Annotated in this window: 14 protein-coding genes; 3 read left to right on the top strand and 11 right to left on the bottom strand. The window is 59.3% G+C overall.

What is annotated here, in order from left to right:
* Positions 1-215 precede the first annotated feature (215 nt).
* The 6 genes from galK to chvE form a co-directional block, all read right to left on the bottom strand.
* Positions 216-1,376, bottom strand: coding sequence for a galactokinase (galK, locus tag KKO72_RS06775; protein ID WP_214936733.1), 1,161 nt, complete (start codon positions 1,374-1,376; stop codon positions 216-218).
* Complete coding sequence (locus KKO72_RS06770) at positions 1,361-2,413, bottom strand: UDP-glucose--hexose-1-phosphate uridylyltransferase (protein WP_214936731.1); 1,053 nt, start codon at positions 2,411-2,413, stop codon at positions 1,361-1,363. Before KKO72_RS06770 ends, galK begins: the two co-directional genes overlap by 16 nt.
* On the bottom strand, positions 2,406-3,569 hold the full coding sequence (locus KKO72_RS06765) for a Gfo/Idh/MocA family protein (protein WP_251140495.1): 1,164 nt from the start codon (positions 3,567-3,569) through the stop codon (positions 2,406-2,408). The genes KKO72_RS06770 and KKO72_RS06765 overlap by 8 nt, the downstream gene beginning before the upstream one ends.
* Positions 3,570-3,591: 22 nt before the next feature.
* Complete coding sequence (gene mmsB, locus KKO72_RS06760; RefSeq protein WP_214936727.1) at positions 3,592-4,788, bottom strand: multiple monosaccharide ABC transporter permease; 1,197 nt, start codon at positions 4,786-4,788, stop codon at positions 3,592-3,594.
* A 1-nt stretch (position 4,789) separates the two neighbouring features.
* Positions 4,790-6,322, bottom strand: a complete 1,533-nt coding sequence (mmsA, locus tag KKO72_RS06755; protein ID WP_214936725.1) for a multiple monosaccharide ABC transporter ATP-binding protein — start codon at positions 6,320-6,322, stop codon at positions 4,790-4,792.
* 67 nt (positions 6,323-6,389) lie between these two features.
* Positions 6,390-7,466 (bottom strand): multiple monosaccharide ABC transporter substrate-binding protein, encoded by a 1,077-nt coding sequence (chvE, locus tag KKO72_RS06750; protein WP_371736833.1) that lies wholly within the window; start codon positions 7,464-7,466, stop codon positions 6,390-6,392.
* 149 nt (positions 7,467-7,615) lie between these two features.
* On the opposite strand from chvE, the gene KKO72_RS06745 reads away from it, so the two are divergent.
* Entirely contained in the window at positions 7,616-8,587 is a 972-nt protein-coding gene (locus tag KKO72_RS06745; protein WP_214936723.1) for a LysR family transcriptional regulator, read from the top strand.
* Here the strand turns inward: KKO72_RS06745 and KKO72_RS06740 are convergent.
* Complete coding sequence (locus KKO72_RS06740) at positions 8,584-9,363, bottom strand: SDR family NAD(P)-dependent oxidoreductase (RefSeq protein WP_214936721.1); 780 nt, start codon at positions 9,361-9,363, stop codon at positions 8,584-8,586. The two genes, KKO72_RS06745 and KKO72_RS06740, sit on opposite strands and share 4 nt — an antisense overlap.
* Before the next feature lie 181 nt (positions 9,364-9,544).
* Between KKO72_RS06740 and KKO72_RS06735 the strand changes: the two genes are divergently transcribed.
* Entirely contained in the window at positions 9,545-10,465 is a 921-nt protein-coding gene (locus KKO72_RS06735) for an aldose 1-epimerase (RefSeq protein WP_214936719.1), read from the top strand.
* A 270-nt stretch (positions 10,466-10,735) separates the two neighbouring features.
* Here the strand turns inward: KKO72_RS06735 and KKO72_RS06730 are convergent, their stop codons facing one another.
* Positions 10,736-11,059, bottom strand: coding sequence for a plasmid stabilization protein (locus KKO72_RS06730; RefSeq protein ID WP_214936717.1), 324 nt, complete (start codon positions 11,057-11,059; stop codon positions 10,736-10,738).
* A gap of 623 nt (positions 11,060-11,682) precedes the next feature.
* On the opposite strand from KKO72_RS06730, the gene KKO72_RS06725 reads away from it, so the two are divergent.
* Positions 11,683-13,416 (top strand): methyl-accepting chemotaxis protein, encoded by a 1,734-nt coding sequence (locus tag KKO72_RS06725; protein WP_214936715.1) that lies wholly within the window; start codon positions 11,683-11,685, stop codon positions 13,414-13,416.
* 128 nt (positions 13,417-13,544) lie between these two features.
* On the opposite strand, the gene yjfF is transcribed toward KKO72_RS06725, so the two are convergent.
* The 3 genes from yjfF to KKO72_RS06710 are packed head-to-tail and all read right to left on the bottom strand — an operon-like array spanning position 13,545 to position 17,118.
* Complete coding sequence (gene yjfF / locus KKO72_RS06720; protein WP_214936713.1) at positions 13,545-14,501, bottom strand: galactofuranose ABC transporter, permease protein YjfF; 957 nt, start codon at positions 14,499-14,501, stop codon at positions 13,545-13,547.
* Entirely contained in the window at positions 14,498-15,568 is a 1,071-nt protein-coding gene (locus tag KKO72_RS06715; protein WP_214936711.1) for an ABC transporter permease, read from the bottom strand. The genes yjfF and KKO72_RS06715 overlap by 4 nt, the downstream gene beginning before the upstream one ends.
* Complete coding sequence (locus KKO72_RS06710; protein WP_214936710.1) at positions 15,565-17,118, bottom strand: sugar ABC transporter ATP-binding protein; 1,554 nt, start codon at positions 17,116-17,118, stop codon at positions 15,565-15,567. The genes KKO72_RS06715 and KKO72_RS06710 overlap by 4 nt, the downstream gene beginning before the upstream one ends.
* Positions 17,119-17,186 lie beyond the last annotated feature (68 nt).

Here is a 17,186-nt window from a genome sequence, read left to right as displayed (position 1 = left end):
GACACAGACCCGGCCACACAGTGTGCGGGCCAGGGTGTCCGGTCACAGAAAAACAGCTCTTTGGCCTGGGATCAGCGGCATGCGCAACCGGTCAAAGGCCAAAGAGTGAGCGCATGATAGCCATGGGGGGCATATTGATCCAATAGAGATTAGGAGACTATTGATACCAATAAATACATGCCGCAGACCCGCAGGGAGCGGGCCGTTGTAGGGGCTCAGCTCAGGGAACCCGCACCTTGTGAGGCCTGGCAGACGTAGACGGTACCCGCTTCGCCAGTGGGTGATCGGTATTGCTCAGCCACGGCTTGGCGGACCGCTTCGACCTGGCTTGATGGCATCAATGCCACCGCGCAGCCGCCAAATCCGCCGCCAGTCATGCGGGCGCCACCGACCGGGCCAATGGCGGTTTGCAGGATGTCCACCAACTGGTCGACCGCGGGCGCAGTGATTTCAAAGTCGTCACGCATCGAGACATGGGAGGCCGCCATGAGTTGCCCCATCTGGCGTAAATCACCGGCAGCCAAAGCCACTGCGGCGTCGAGCGTGCGCTGGTTTTCGGTGACGATGTGCCGGGCACGGCGCAGCACGATCGCATCCAAATCCCCCGCCTCAGCCTCCAGCCGGGCCAGGTCCAGATCACGCAAGGCCTTGACGCCGTAGTGTTTGGCCGCCGCTTCACACTGCAGGCGCCGGGTGTTGTACTCACTGCCAACCAGCCCGCGGCGCACCCGGGAATGCACAATCATCACCGCCACATCAGCAGGCATCGGCACCGCCTGTGTGGCAAGTGAGCGGCAGTCGATCAGCAGGGCGCTACCGGCTTCCCCGCGTGCTGATACCAGTTGGTCCATGATGCCGCAGTTGCAGCCAACAAACCGGTTTTCGGCCCGTTGGGCAATCAAGGCCATGTCGGTGGGACTGAGCTCGCTGAACCCCTGCAGGGTTTTGAAAGCCTGAGCCACCGAAACCTCCAGCGATGCCGAGGACGACAAGCCAGCACCCTGCGGCACATTGCCAGCGAGTGCCAAATCGGCACCTTGCAGCGGCAAGCCTGTTTCCAGGAGGTACTTGACGACACCTCGTACGTAATTGGGCCAAGCGCCCTCAGCCAAAGGCAGGATGGGCTGGTCAAGGCGGAAGCTGTCGACTTCGCCGCCGTAGTCAGCAGCTACCACCCGCACGATGGCGTCGGTGCGTGCTCTGGCGGCGATTAGCGTGCCAAAGTTGATGGCGCAGGGCAGGACAAAACCGTCGTTGTAGTCGGTGTGTTCACCAATCAGGTTGACCCGGCCGGGGGCCTGCACCCAGTGTTGAGGTGGGCTGCCAAAGCTCGCTTCAAAGGCTTGTGTCGCGACGTGTTTCAAGGCTTGGGACATGTGGATGCCTCGCGGTAATGCAGGTCAGAGACCGCGCGCAGGCGCTCGGCAGCCTGTTCTGGCGTGAGGTCACGCTGCGCTTCGGCCAGCATCTCAAACCCCACCATGAACTTGCGCACACTGGCTGAGCGCAGCAAGGGGGGGTAAAAATGGGCATGCAACTGCCAGCCTTCGGTGCCGCGACTGTCATATGGGGCGCCGTGCCAGCCCATCGAGTAAGGGAAGGAACACTCGAACAGGTTGTCGTAACGGCTGGTCAGCTTTTTCAGCGCCAGCGCCAGATCGGCCTGCTGCGTCGCGTCAAGCTGGGTGATGCGCTGCACGGTAAAGCGTGGCAGCAGCAAAATCTCAAAAGGCCAGGTGGCCCAGAACGGCACCACCGCCAGCCAGTGCGTCGTCTGGACGACCACACGTTCACCACTGGCCGCCTCGCGTTCGGCATAGTCGAGCAGCAGGGGGCGCTGATGTTGGTTGAAGTAGGCACGCTGGTGCAGGTCTTCCTGATGCACTTCGCTGGGGATGTAACTGGTGGCCCAGATCTGGCCATGTGGGTGCGGGTTGGAGCAGCCCATCATGGCGCCCTTGTTCTCGAAGATCTGGATGCCTGGGTAGGTTTGAGCCAGCTCTTTGGTCTCGGAGATCCAGGTTTGGATGACCTGGCCAATGGCCGGCAAGGACAACTCCGGCAAGGACAGGCTGTGGTCTGGCGAGAAGCAGATCACCCGGCTGGTACCGCGGGCGCTCTGGATCTGGAACAGATCGTCCGTCGGCGGTGCCGCTTCGGGTGTGTCCGCCATCATTGCTGCAAAATCGTTGGTGAAAACGAAGGTGTGCTGGTAGTCAGGGTTGCGCTCGCCAGTCACCCGCAGGTTGCCGGCACACAAATAACACTGCGGGTCATGGCTGGGTCGCTCACTGCGATCCGGTGACTCCTGCTGGCCTTGCCAGGGGCGCTTGGCCCGGTGTGGCGAGACGAGCACCCATTGGCCGGTCAGAGGGTTGTAACGACGATGGGAATGGTCACTGGGGTCAAACATGGTCAGTTGTACCTTCAACAGTTGTCCAGGTACCTTGTTGCTGGCTGGACGCCAGCGCGGCGGTGACAAAGCGCAGACCTTGCAGTCCGTCACTGGCGTTGGGGAAGTGTGTGGACAGCGGGTCCACCGCCTGATGACAGCGGCGCGCGGCGATCGTATCGGCCGCGTCGGTGTACAGGTTGGCAAAGGCTTCGTGAAAGCCCTCGGGATGCCCGGCCACGATGCGTGAGGCTCGCGCCGCCAGCGGCAGGGTGCCGGGACCGTTGGGTGTACGTACCTGTGCTGGCGCATCCAGTGGCTTGAAGTGCAGCACTTGCGGCTGCTCTTGTTGCCACTCCAGACTACCTAAGGCGCCGCTGATGCGGATACGCAAGCCGTTTTCTACGCCTGCTGCGGCCTGGGTCACCCAAAAACTGCCGCGTGCGCCGTTGTTCAGACGCAGCATCGCGCCCGCGTAGTCGTGGGTCAGGCGATCCGGCACGATGCTGCCAACCTCGGCCGCTACCTGAGCTACCTCCAGCAGGGTCATGAAACGCAGCAGGTTGTGGGCGTGGGTGCCGATGTCGGCGAGCACCAGTGAGGGCCCACCCCGCGCCGGGTCGTCTTTCCAGGCGCGTCGGCCTGGTCCCGCCTTGGCGCGACCCCCTTGGACATACTCGACCTGCACCAGCCGGATCTCGCCCAGCTGGCCGTCCTGCACCATGGCCCGGGCCTGGCGCACCATCGGATACCCGGTGTAGTTGTGGGTCAGACAAAACACCAGACCGGTGTCTTGGACCTTCTGGTGAAGCGCCTGTGCCTCGGCCAGCGTGTTGGTCATGGGTTTGTCGCAGATCACATCCATGCCGTGGTCCAGCGCCAATATGGCCAGTGCGAAGTGGCTGTCGTTGGGGGTCATGATGGCCACCACCTCGGCACCATCAGCGCGCTGTGCCTCGGTCTCGATCAAGGCTTGTCCATTGGGGTAACTGCGCTCTGGCGCCATCCCGAGACTCAGCCCCGCGCTGCGGGCGCGCTCAGGGTCAGAGGACAGGGCGCAGGCGACCAGCTCAAAGCGGTCATCCAGCCGCGCTGCCTGGCGGTGCATGGCTCCGATAAAAGAGCCCGGCCCGCCACCAATCACGGCCAGCCGCAGCCGACGCCCCAACAGTTGCATTACCGTGTTGTCCGCCATCAGGTTATTTTTTCTTGTTGTAAACGTCGACACACACCGCCGCCAGCAAGACCAAGCCTTTGATGACCTGTTGCCAGTCGATGCCAATCCCCATGATGGACATGCCGTTGTTCATGACACCCATGATGAACGCACCAATCACCGCACCCAATACCTTGCCAACACCACCCGACGCAGAGGCGCCACCGATGAAGCACGCGGCAATCACATCCAGCTCAAAGCCGAGGCCTGCTTTGGGGGTGGCGGTATTGAGCCGAGCGGCAAAAATCAAACCGGCCAAGGCCGCCAGCACGCCCATGTTGATGAAGGTGTAGAAGGTCAGGCGTTCGGTGTTGATGCCGGACAGACGAGCGGCTTTTTCGTTGCCACCGAGAGCATAAACGCGACGGCCCACGGTGGTCTTGGAGGTGACAAAGTCGTAGACCAGCATCAACACCAGCATCACGATCAGCACATTGGGCAAACCACGGTAAGACGACAGCAGGTAGCTGAAGGCGGCAATCATGGCGGCAAACGCCAGATTCTTGAACAGAAAAAAGACGTAGGGTTCGTTGTCCATGCCGTGTTTGGCCCGGGCGGCACGGTCTTTCACTTTGGACAACAACAAGATCAAGGCCATGGCCAAGCCAAGTACCAGCGACAGGACTTTCAGGCTTTCACCCCCAAACGGGTCTGGAATAAAACCGGTGCTGAGCAACTGGAACTCGGGTGGAAAAGGGCCGACTGACGAGCCACCCAGGACCACCAAGGTGAGACCCCGAAACACCAGCATGCCCGCCAGCGTCACGATGAAGGCGGGTATTTTGTAAAAAGCCACCCAGTAACCTTGCGCGGCACCAATCACGCCACCAAGCACCAGGCAGATCAGGGCGGTCAGCGCAAAGTTGAGGTTGTATTCCACCATCAAAACGGCGGCGACAGCACCGACAAAACCGCAGACTGAGCCCACCGACAGGTCGATGTGGCCAGCCACAATGACCAGCAACATGCCCAGGGCCATCACGATGATGTAGCTGTTTTGCAGAATCAGGTTGGTCAGATTCAGGGGCTGGAAGAGGGTGCCATTGGTCATCACCTGGAAGAACCCCATGATGGCCACCAACGACATCAGCAGACCATACTCGCGCAGGTTGTTTTTCAAGAAACCCAAGCCTGGGGAGGCCGCTGCGGGTGGGGTGGCTTTTGAAGAGACGGTCGCCATGTCAATTTGCTCCTGAGGTCACAATAGAACGCATAATTTTTTCCTGAGACGCTTCGGCGGCGGTGAATTCCGCCACAAAAGCGCCCTCGTTTAGCACACAGATTCGGTCACACATGCCCAACAACTCGGGCATTTCCGATGAGATCATCAGAACGCATTTTCCTTGCTCGGCTAACTGCGCAATGATGGTGTAAATCTCATATTTGGCACCCACATCGATGCCACGCGTGGGCTCATCCAGAATCAGCACTTGCGGGTCTGAAAACAACCATTTGCTCAGCACCACCTTTTGCTGGTTGCCACCCGACAGGTTGACGGTGTTGGCAAACACATTGGGGCTGCGGATGTTGAGTTTTTTCCGGTAGTCCTCGGCCACGCTGTATTCCTCGCCCTCGTCGATGACCGAGTGTTTGGATACCGCTTCGAGGTTGGCCAGTGTGGTGTTCCAGGCGATGGTTTCTTCCAGCACCAGTCCGTAGCCCTTGCGGTCTTCGGTGACGTAGGCCAGCCCCGAGTTGATGGCCTTTTGTACGGTGCTGGTGTCAATTGGCTTGCCGTGCATCAACACCTCGCCAGTGATGTTGCGACCGTAGGTGCGGCCAAACACACTCATCGCCAGTTCGGTGCGCCCGGCACCCATCAGGCCAGCAATGCCGACAATTTCGCCTTTGCGCACATGCAGATTGACACCCTTGATGACTTCGCGGTCGGCATGTTCTTCATGGTGAACATGCCAGTTTTTGATCTCAAACACGGTGTCGCCAATATGCGGCACGCGTTTGGGGTAACGGTCCGCCATCTCGCGACCTACCATGTGTTTGATCACCAGGTCTTCGCTGATCTTGGTGCCCTGGGCGTCCAGTGAGGCTACCGTGGTGCCATCCCGCAAGATGGTGATGGCGTCGGCCACCTTGGATACTTCATTGAGTTTGTGCGAGATCAGGATGCAGGAAATACCCTGGCGTTTGAGTTCCAAAAGCAGCTCCAGCAGGGCGTCACTGTCGGTCTCGTTCAAGCTCGCTGTGGGTTCGTCCAGGATCAGCAACTTGACTTCTTTGGACAGTGCCTTGGCAATTTCAACCAGCTGTTGTTTGCCCACGCCGATGTTGGTGATCAAGGTATTGGGCGACTCTTTGAGCCCGACCTTGGCCAACAAGGCCTGTGTTTTGACATAGGCCTGGTTCCAGTCAATGATGCCGTGGCGCGCTGGCTCATTGCCCAGAAAGATGTTTTCAGCAATTGACAGCAGCGGCACGAGTGCGAGCTCCTGGTGAATGATGATGATGCCGCGGTGTTCGCTGTCGGCAATGCCGCGGAACTGGCAGTCCTGGTTCTGGAACCGGATGTTGCCTTCGTATTCGCCGTGTGGGTACACCCCACTGAGAACTTTCATGAGTGTTGATTTACCGGCACCGTTTTCACCCACGATGGCGTGGATCTGGCCAGCTTGGACCGTTAAATTCACATCACTTAACGCACGTACGCCGCGGAACGCCTTGTGGATCCCGCGCATTTCAAGAATCGGATCAGCCATATTGCCTCTGAAAATGAAAAAGGCCCTGCGCTTGTCTGCACAGGGCCTTCTACCCTAGCCTGGTCAACTACTTGAGTTGTTCTTCTTTGATGTAACCGCTACCGACCAGAATTTCCTTGTAATTGGACTTGTCCACACTCACAGGTTTCAACAGGTAAGAAGGGACCACCTTGACCTTGTTGTTGTAGGTCTTGGTATCGTTGATCTCGACTTTCTTGCCGCTCAGCATGGAGTCGACCATACCTGCCGCAACCTTGGCCAACTCACGGGTGTCCTTGAACACGGTGGAGTACTGTTCACCACGGATGATGGACTTGACGGACGGCACTTCAGCATCCTGGCCGCTGACAAAGGGCATGGTCTGACCACCACTGCCATAACCAACACCTTTAAGGGCCGACAAGATCCCGATGCTGATGCCGTCATACGGAGACAAAACAGCATTCAACTTGACCTTGCCGTAATAGGCGCTCAGCAGGTTTTCCATGCGTGCCTGGGCGGTGGCACCGTCCCAGCGCAGGGTCGACACCTTGTTCATGCCCGCTTGTTTGCTTTGCACGACCAGCTTGCCTTTGTCGATGTATGGTTGCAGCACGGACATGGCGCCGTCATAGAAGAAGTAGGCGTTGTTGTCGTCAGCTGAACCACCGAACAGCTCGATGTTGAACGGACCCTTGCCTTCTTTCAAACCCAGAGCTTTTTCCAATGACTGGGCTTGCAGGACACCCACCTGGAAGTTGTCGAAGGTGGCGTAGTAATCCACGTTCTTGCTGCCCACAATCAGACGGTCATAAGACAAAACTTTGACGCCTTTGTCGGCCGCTTTTTGCAAGGCGTTGGACAAGGTTGTGCCGTCAATCGCAGCAATCACCAGCACCTTCACCCCTTTGGTGATCATGTTTTCAATCTGTGCCAACTGGTTGGGAATGTCGTCGTCACCATATTGCAGGTCAGTCTTGTAACCCTTGGCTTGCAAGGCGGCCACCATGCTATTGCCGTCATTGATCCAGCGCGTTGAGCTCTTGGTGGGCATAGCGATACCCACGGTACCCTTGTCCTGGGCTTGTGCAAACGGTGCTGCAACGCCCAGACCCAGTGTCAAAGCGATGGCCAGTGCTTTTAAAGTTGTTCTGCGAGCTTTCAAAATAAGACTCCTGTAGGTGATCGACTATTTGTTGTCATGTCCTTGCCAGACGGCTCGGATGGCTCGGATCATAGGGACAATGCTGGATATATTCCAATATATTTTGTGCTTATTCCGATATCTAAAAGCGGATTGGTAGAAACCCTGATATGACAAATTACACCCATTGGCTCATCCGCGCACGCCTGAAAACCCGACAGCTGCTGCTGATCGTGGCGCTGGCCGAAGAAGGCAATATCCACCGTGCCTCACAGGTGCTCAGCATGACCCAGCCGGCCGCCTCCAAACTGCTGAAAGATCTGGAAGATGTGCTGGGGGTGCAGTTGTTTGAGCGGTTGCCACGCGGCATGCGCCCGACCTGGTATGGCGAGACCATGATCCGCCATGCCCGGGCTGCCCTGAACAGCCTGAACCAGGCCAACGACGAGTTGCAGGCCGCCAAACATGGTCAGTTTGGACAAGTCAACCTCGGGGCCATCACCGCGCCGGGGGTGGTGTTGCTGCCTCCGACGATTGCCGCCGTGAAGCAAGCCCATCCGCATCTGCGCATCACCATCCAGATTGAATCGAGCAATGTGCTGCTGGAACAGCTGTACCGTGGCACGCTGGATGTGATGATTGGCCGCTTGTCCGAAGAGCATGACACCGACGACTTGCGTTACGAATCGATTGCCGATGAGCCGGTCTGCGCGGTGGCCCGGCCCGCTCATCCACTGTTCGGCTTATCGCCGTTGTCGTTTACCGACTTGCTGGCCTATGGCTGGATCGTGCCACCGGTTGGCAGCGTCATGCGCCACAAATTTGACCTGATGTTTCAGGAGCTGGACCTGCAGCAGCTGAGCAACCGGATCGAAACCAGCTCTTTGCTGTTTCTGACCAAAATGATGCAGGACAGCGACATGGTCAGCATCATGGCGACCGATGTGGCGCGCTACTACGCCGACCACGGTTTGCTGCGCATCTTGCCGGTGGATTTGCCGTGTGAGCTCGAGCCTTTTGGCTTCATTACTCGGCGCGACAAACCCTTGTCACCGGCCGCACAGGTGCTGTTGTCCGCCTTGAAAACCTCAGCCCAGGCGCTGTATGGCAAACAGTTCGCGCCGGTGGCTGATAAGTACTAGTTCCAGCCCGCGTCCACCTTGAATTCCTGTGCGGTGCACATCGCCGCGTCGTCCGAGGCCAGGAACAGCGCCATACGCGCCACATCCGAGGCCTGGATCATGTCAGGCAGGCATTGGCTTTGCCGGATGGTGTGGATGTCTTCCTCATTGAGCCATTTGGACAGCTGGCGTTCGGTCATGACCCAGCCCGGAGACAGTGTGTTGATGCGGATGCGATCTGCGCCCAAGGTCTCAGCCAAACCCCGGGTCAGCCCATTCATCGACGACTTGGCAACGGCGTAACAGGGGTAGACACCACTTTTTTCCTGCCAGCCAGTGGAGCCAAGGTTGATGATCGAGCCACCGCCCAGGCGGCGCATGCCGGGTACCAGCGCCTGGATGGCAAAAAACGCCGGACGCTGGTTCACCGCCATGCGTTCGTCCCAGTAATCGGGGGTGACCGACTCCAGCGTGTGGCGGTCATCACTGGCGACGTTGTTGACCAGGGTGGAAAAGTCACCCAGATCGGACTGGGCCTGGGCTAATGCCGCTTGCAAGGCGGTGACATCGCAGACATCACAGCTGCGCCACCAGACCTGCCCCCAGCCCTGTGCCTCGACGCTGGCTGCGAGTTCGGCGCTCTTGGCGTCGGCAATGTCCACAAACGCCACCTGTGCGCCCTGTTGGGCAAAGGCGCAAACCATGGCAGCCCCGACCGATGTCGCCCCGCCCGTCACAAACACACGTTGCCCTTGAAGACTGGGGTAAACGGCCAAAGCTTTCTTCTGAGTCGACATGTCGTTTCCTGTATCAACAGGCAAGTATTGCAATTTCTGTATGTTAGACACTAAATAATTGATCCCAGGTGTAATGGATCAATTGTTAGCATCTTGGATGAAAAGAAAATTAACAGGCCCTGTGCCTGACGTGGCCCTGATGGGCCGGGTCGGGCTGGCCTTTTTGAGATCGTGATCCACCATGCACACCACCGAACACCCCATCCACTGGTTACACCATGCCAAGCAACACCTGGGCTTGCTGCCCACACTGGGGGGCGGTGTCGCAGCCTGGCAGCTGGATCGCGCGCAAGGCCCGCTGGACATCTGGCGCCCATGGGCTGGCAGCACTGACCGTTACACCTTGGCCTCATTTCCGCTGGTGCCCTGGTCCAATCGCATCAGCGCAGGTGGTTTCGAGTTTGACGGTGTCCATCACCCTATGGCACCCAACCGGGCTGGCGAGCCCTACCCGATCCATGGCGACGGTTGGCTGCAACCCTGGGCGTTGCACCAACCGCAAGACAACATGCTGGAGATGACATTGGAGTCACAAGCATTTGACGGCAACCCCTACAACTATCGGGCTTTGCAGCGTTTTGTGCTGATCGACGGTGGCATGGACCAGACGCTGACGGTCACCCACACCGGCCCGTCCCCCTTGCCATATGGTCTGGGCCAACACCCGTTTTTCCCGCGCTCGGCCAACACCCGACTGACGACCCAGGTGGAAGGGGTCTGGCTCAGCCGACCGGACTGCCTGCCGACCCAGCACACCAGCGAGTTCCCGCCCGGCTGGGATCCACGCTCAGGCATGGATGCCAATGGTTCACTGATCGACAACGCCTACACCGGTTGGTCGGGTGAGGCCCGCATCGATTGGCCAGAGCAGCAGTTGGCGCTGACCATGCGAGAGCCGAGCATACTGAGCCGGGGGCAAAACGACGGCATGTGCCTGTTGTACCGCTCGTCCATCATCTCCGCGTTCTGTTTTGAGCCGGTGACCCATCCGATTGACGCCTTTCACATGCCTGGGTTGCCGGGATTGAAGGTGTTGCATCAGGGCGAGAGCCTGAAGCTGCACCTTGAATGGCGTTTTGCCGAGACCGCGTCAACGGTTTGACGGTGTAGGCGAGGGGGATGTGCCTCGCTTTCAGTCGCGAAACTGTCGCTGGCACAGACGCTTGTTTGCGCCTAAGAGTGATCGCCGGTGACGCTGGGGCGGAGCTGAGTGCTGCGCCGGCCTGAGTCTGGTGGACGTGTTTTGAAAATCATGCCCGAGAGTTGCTATTTACCTGATAGCTGTCATCCCTTTTTAGATAAGGGTCTGAAGCTATTTTTGTGCCCAAACCTCTGGATCGATCAGGGCATACCCCAAGGCACATCGCAAGCCTCAAGGCAACGCGGCTTCCAACTGAGCCTTGTTCATTTTGGAGCGTCCGGCAAGGCCACGTTGGCGCGCCTCGTTACGAAGCTGCAGCAGCGTGCGGCCACCCGGCCCTTTGTGTGAGCGCAGCCCACCGCGCCGGCTGGCCGACATGTCCTTGATCGACGAGGCGCTGGCCTCGGTGGACTCACCATGTTGGGCCCGCTCTTTGTTGACAGTACGCGCGGCAATTTCCTCTGCCAATGGCTCGCTGCGGCCATGTGCCAGCAGGCTGTCCTTGATGTGAGTGTATTGGCGTTGGCGCTTGGCGCTCCATGGGTTCTTGGGCATGGGTTCTCCTCCGGTCGTGGGCGGGGTGTGTCGTGGCTAGGCGTCTTGTTGTCGTTCCAACTCGGCAGACTGCGCCGGGTCCTCCTGGCCTTCGGGAAAGTCTGAGGTGTCAGGCACAGGTGTCGTGGTCGTCAACACATCAGGCGCAGGCTCACAGAGCGGTTCCGGAGGCCTAAACATGTTCGCTACCGCAAGACTCAGCGGCCGCTTTGTCGCAGCGTTCTTGGCTCTTGGCCGTTTGGGTTGGGTGGGTGACATGCCCCGATTGGCGTTGATCAGCTCGGCCAAGTCCGTTCGTCAGCGCACCAAGGACGTCACCCAAACACAAGGGCAGGCAACCACCCGCGCGCAGTCCAGGCGCACAGGGTGGTTCCGCCAGTTGTGGACAAATACAGCAAGTTCCAACAGAATCAGGCAACGATAACAAGTTCACGCGGGTGACATCTCTCAAGCTTGGCAGCGAGCACGGCTGCTAAACCCGCTATTGGTCATTGTGTCGCTGGAGAACCGCATGTCGGTTCTGATCAATCCAAATCAATAAGCCCATGTCCAGTGCCGACTTGGGTCTGGTTTCCTGTCTGCTGCATTGCGCGTTCGTCCAACAGTTTGTAAAGGGGATAACCATGGGCTTTTTCAATAACATCAAAATCGCACCCCGCCTTGGCTTGGGTTTTGGCTTAGTTTTGTTGTTGCTGGCAGCCATCTCCGGCCTGGGGCTGAGTCGTATGAGCGACATCAACCAAGCCATGGAAGTGGTCACCCGAGTTCACAACCCCGCAACCAAACTGGCCAATTCCATGCGCCTTCTGGTTAACCGCACTGGTGCCACGATCCGTGACATCGTGTTGCTCAATGACGAGGCCAGCATCAAGGCGGCCAGTGAGACCTTGAAGACTCGGCGCGCTTTGTACGATGCGGAGGAGGCCAAGCTGCAGAAATTGTTCGACAGCAATGCCAAGACGACGCCTAAGGAGAAGGAGCTCTTCACCAAGATCAAAGAGTTAAAAGCCAAAGCGACACCTCTGATGAACACAGTGGCTGAACTGGGCGAGCAAAACAAAAACGATGAGGCGACAAATGCTTTGATGAAAGAGGCTTTGCCCGCACAACGTGCCTGGCTGGACGCTGCGGGTGAGTTGGCAGACTACGAGGGCACGCTCAGTGATGAAGCGGCCGTCTCCGCCGAGCAGGCCTACACCACGGCGCTCACCCTTGTGCTGGCCTTGAGTGCCCTGGCTTTGGTTCTTGGTGTTGTTGCCGCCCTGTTGATCACCCGCTCTATCGTGGTGCCAATCACTGGCGCCATGACAGTGGCCCAGACCGTGGCCTCGGGCGATCTGTCCTCACATATTGTTGTCACAGGCCGTGATGAAACCGGCCAACTGCTGGCGGCCATGAAAGACATGCAGGACAACCTGGTCAAGGTGGTCTTCTCCGTACGCACCGGCTCCGACTCTGTGGCCACCGCCAGCTCCGAGATTGCTCAGGGCAACAATGACCTGAGTCAACGCACCGAAGAACAAGCCAGCGCTTTGGAGGAAACTGCTGCCTCCATGGAAGAACTCTCCTCCACCGTCAAACAAAACGCCGACAACGCCCGCCAAGCCAACCAGCTGGCTTTAAGTGCCTCCACCGTTGCGGTGCAAGGTGGTGAAGTGGTGGCCCAGGTGGTGGACACCATGAAAGGCATCAATGAATCGAGTCGCAAGATCAGCGACATCATCAGTGTGATCGACGGCATCGCCTTCCAGACCAATATCCTGGCCCTGAACGCCGCCGTGGAAGCCGCCCGTGCCGGGGAACAGGGTCGTGGTTTTGCGGTGGTGGCCAGCGAGGTGCGCTCATTGGCGGGACGCAGTGCCGAAGCCGCCAAGGAAATCAAGATACTGATCAATAACAGTGTGGAGCGGGTCGAACAAGGCACGACCCTGGTGGATCAGGCAGGCACTACCATGACCGAGGTGGTGAGCTCGATCAAACGCGTGACTGACATCATGGGCGAGATCAGCGCCGCCAGCAATGAACAAAGCCAAGGTGTGGGCCAGATTGGTGAAGCCATCCAGCAGATCGACCAGGTTACCCAGCAAAACGCCGCCTTGGTCGAAGAAATGGCCGCCGCGGCCAGCAGCCTCAAGAGCCAGGCCCAAGATCTGGTGAGCACGGTGGCTGTGTTCAAGCTGGGGCAGGGGCAAGAGGGTGGATTCGCAGCACCGGCAGCACGCACCTCCGCCATCAAAGCACCCAAGGCCTTGGCACCCAGCAAGAAGGTCGTGGCCAAGCCTGCGTCTAAACCCGTCAACCTGGGGCACCACAACACGGCTGCCAGGGCCGGCAATGAGGAGTGGGAGAGTTTTTGATTGCCGGGCCTGTTGCGGGCAGCCGGCATAAACAAGTTAGTCAACAGACAGACAGCGGCACAAGAAACAACACTCAGCCTGCGTGCTCTCGACGCCCATTGACTTTTAGCAGAACCCCCGTGGCTGACCTATGTCTTTCTGACCTCAAACAGCCGCTGCAACACACAGAACACCAGCAGCAAGGCGCCAATCACGATGCGGGTCCACCAGGAACTCAGGGAGCCGTCAAACATGATCAGAGTCTGGATCAGACCCAGCGCAAGCACCCCAAACAGGGTGCCCACCACATAACCCACACCCCCGCTGAGCAGCGTGCCACCAATCACCACCGCCGCAATCGCGTCCAGCTCCAGGCCAATCGCATGCAGGCCGTAACCCGACAGCATGTAGAAGGTGAACACCACCCCACCGAGTGCCGAGCAAAAACCGCTCAGGCTGTAGACCAGCACCGTGGTGCGCGCTACCGGCAAGCCCATCAGCATGGCCGACTGCTCACTGCCACCAATGGCGTAGACGGTGCGGCCAAACTCGGTTGCATGCGCCATAAAGATGGCGGCCAGCAGCACCAACACCGCCAGAATCGCGCTCAGCGACACCGCCGCGTCCGTCCACAGGGGCACCCGTGTTTGCGCCAACGCGGTGTAGGTCTCGTCGGTGATGCTGATCGAGTCGATGCTGATCACGTAACACAGGCCACGCGCCAGAAACATGCCCGCCAGGGTCACGATGAACGGCTGCAGCCGGAAACGCTGGATCAGCCAGCCCATGAACGCCCCCAGACTGGTGCCCATCAGCAAGACCAGCGGAATGGCCAGCCCCAGATTCCAATGCTGGTGCTCCACCAGCTCGGCCAGCACCATGGTGCTCAGCGCCACCACCGAACCGACTGACAGGTCAATGCCGCCGGTCAGGATGACAAAAGTCATGCCCACCGCCACGATCACCAGAAACGCGTTGTCGATCAGCAGGTTCAGAAACACCTGGGCCGAGAAAAACCCGTTGTAAGACACCGAGCCAAAGGTGGCCATCGCCACAAACAGGGACACCGTGGCCACCAAGGGCAGGTATTTGGCGTTGAGCTTCATACGGCACCCCCAGTCGCTGCGGGTCGCACCACCCAGCCATGCACCGTCCGCCGGAAATCTGCCGACTGCAACAGCATCACCACAAACACCACCACCGCTTTGACCACCAGATTGATCTCGGGTGGCACACCAATCGAATAAATGGTCGAGGTCAGCGTCTGGATGATGAGCGCACCAACCATGGTGCCCGCCAGGTTGAAGCGGCCGCCGCTGAGCAGGGTGCCGCCCAGCGTCACCGCCAGAATGGCGTCGAGCTCCATCAGGTTGCCCGCGTTGTTGCCGTCGGCACTCTTGACGTTGGAGCTGATGATCAGCCCGGCAATGCCGGCGGTCAGCCCGCAGAAGGCGTAAACACACACGGTGATCAGCCGCTCACGCACCCCCGCCAGCCGCGCTGCAGCCGGGTTGATGCCAATGGCCTGGATGAACAGCCCCAGGGCGGTGCGGGTCATCAGCAGATGCACTGCCAGAAAGGTGCCCCCGGCAATGAACAAGGCAAAAGGCAGCCCCCACAGGAAACCGTTGCCAATGTAGAAATAAGGCGCGTAATACACGGTGACGATCTGCCCGCCAGTGGCCAGCTGTGCAATGCCGCGCCCGGCCACCATCAGGATCAGTGTGGCAATGATCGGTTGCAGGCCAATCTTGGCTACCAGCACACCGTTCCACAGTCCACAAAACAGCGCCACCAGCAAGGCGCACACAATGGCCAGCGGCATCGGGAAACGGCTGACATGGGTGGGCACGCCGTTGTTGATGACCAGGGTGCCGCCAATCATCAGGGCGGCGACCGAGGCACTGATGGCCACCACCGCGCCGACCGAGATGTCGATGCCACGCGTGGCAATCACCAGGGTCATGCCCAGCGCCACCAGCATCAGCGGGGCAGAGCGGTTCAGGATGTCGATCAAACTGCCGTAGAGGTGGCCGTCACGCCATTGCAGCACCCAAAAACCCTGGTTCAGACTGGCGTTGACCACCAGAATCAGGGCCAGCGTGACCAGCGGCCAGAACAGGGAATGCGACAGCAGGCGCTTGAAGAGGGGTTCAGAAGAAGAGGTGCTCATGCGTGCTCCGCAATCAGTGCGTAGACCGCATGGTCGCTGCTGCCAGCAGGCAACTCTCCGACCTTGGCGTGGTCACGCATGACCACAATACGGTCTGCCACCCGCACCACCTCGGACATCTCCGAGGAAATAAACAACACCGCCATACCCTGTTTGGCCAAGGTCAATATCTCGTTCATGATTTCTTGTTTGGCGGCAATGTCAATGCCGCGTGTGGGTTCGTCCAGAATCAGCAGCTTGGGCTGCGTGGCCAGCCAGCGCGCCAACACCGCTTTTTGCTGGTTGCCGCCAGAGAGCTGGCCAATCGGGGTGTCAACGTCCGAGGTCTTGATGCCCAGCGCTTTGACATAGTGCTGCGCCATCTCGGTCTGGCGGGCGCGGCTGATGAACGGCCACAAACCTTGGCGTGCCTGCAGCGCCAGCGCAATGTTTTCACGCACCGAGAGTTCGGCGATGATGCCCTCGGCCTTGCGGTCTTCCGGGCACAAGCCCAAACCGAGCTTGATGGCGGTGGACGGGGAGTCCATGTGCACCGTCTGACCGCTGAGCGTGATCTCTCCGGCATCGCTGCGATCCAGTCCGAACAGCAGGCGCGCCAGCTCGGTACGGCCGGAGCCCAGCAAGCCGCCGATGCCCACCACCTCTCCCGGGCGCACACTCAAATCCATGGGCTTGACACTGCCAGCGCGGGCCAGACCCCGTGTGCTGAGCCAGTCAGCCGCAGGCGCTGTGCCCGCTTGGTCTGCCGGTGTGGCGCCCAGACTGGCGTCCAGCTCGTGCCCGATCATGGCGGCAATCAGCGCGCCCTGTCCCAGTTCTTCGGCAGCGTATTCCCCCACCAGTTCACCGTTGCGCAACACCGTGATGTGGTCACACAGTGCGTACATCTGGCCCAGAAAATGGGTGACGAACACAATCGCCATGCCCTGGTCACGCAGCTGGCGCAGCACCACAAACAGGCGTTCCACCTCGTCGTCGTCCAGGCTGGAGGTGGGCTCATCGAGGACCAGCACCTGGGCCGAAATGCTCAGGCCCCGGGCAATCGCCACCATCTGCTGCACCGCCACCGAAAAACTCGACAGCGGCTGAGTTACGTCAATGTCCAGATTGAGCCGCTGCAGCAGCGCTGTGGCTTCTTGCTGCATACGTGCCCAGTCGATGGACCAACCCCCTAACGCGCCGCGACGCGGGTAACGTCCGGCAAAAATGTTTTCTGCCACCGACAGGTTGGTGCAGAGGTTGACTTCCTGGTAAACCGTGCTGATGCCCAAGTGCTGCGCGTGCAGCGTGGACGTGGGGCGAATGGGCTGGCCGCGTAAACGGATCTCACCGCTGTCTGCCGGGTAAACCCCGGTCAGCACCTTGATCAGGGTGGATTTGCCAGCGCCGTTTTGCCCCATCAGCGCATGGATCTCACCCGCAAAAAGTCTCAGTTTGACATTCTGTAATGCCTGAACCGCGCCAAACTGTTTGTTGATGCCACTGAGTTCCAGCACCGGGGTGTTTTGGTCCCGACCCGATGCTGGCTTTGTGATGTCTGTTTTGCTCATCCCGTTCCCTCATGCCAGACAAGCCGCCAGGGCGGCTTTGTCTACAAACGGATGCGCAGCACCTGCCG

This window comes from Rhodoferax sp. U11-2br, from assembly GCF_018619435.1.
In the GTDB taxonomy this organism is placed as follows: Bacteria; Pseudomonadota; Gammaproteobacteria; order Burkholderiales; family Burkholderiaceae_C; genus Rhodoferax.
This window is presented reverse-complemented; position numbering and strand designations above follow the sequence as displayed.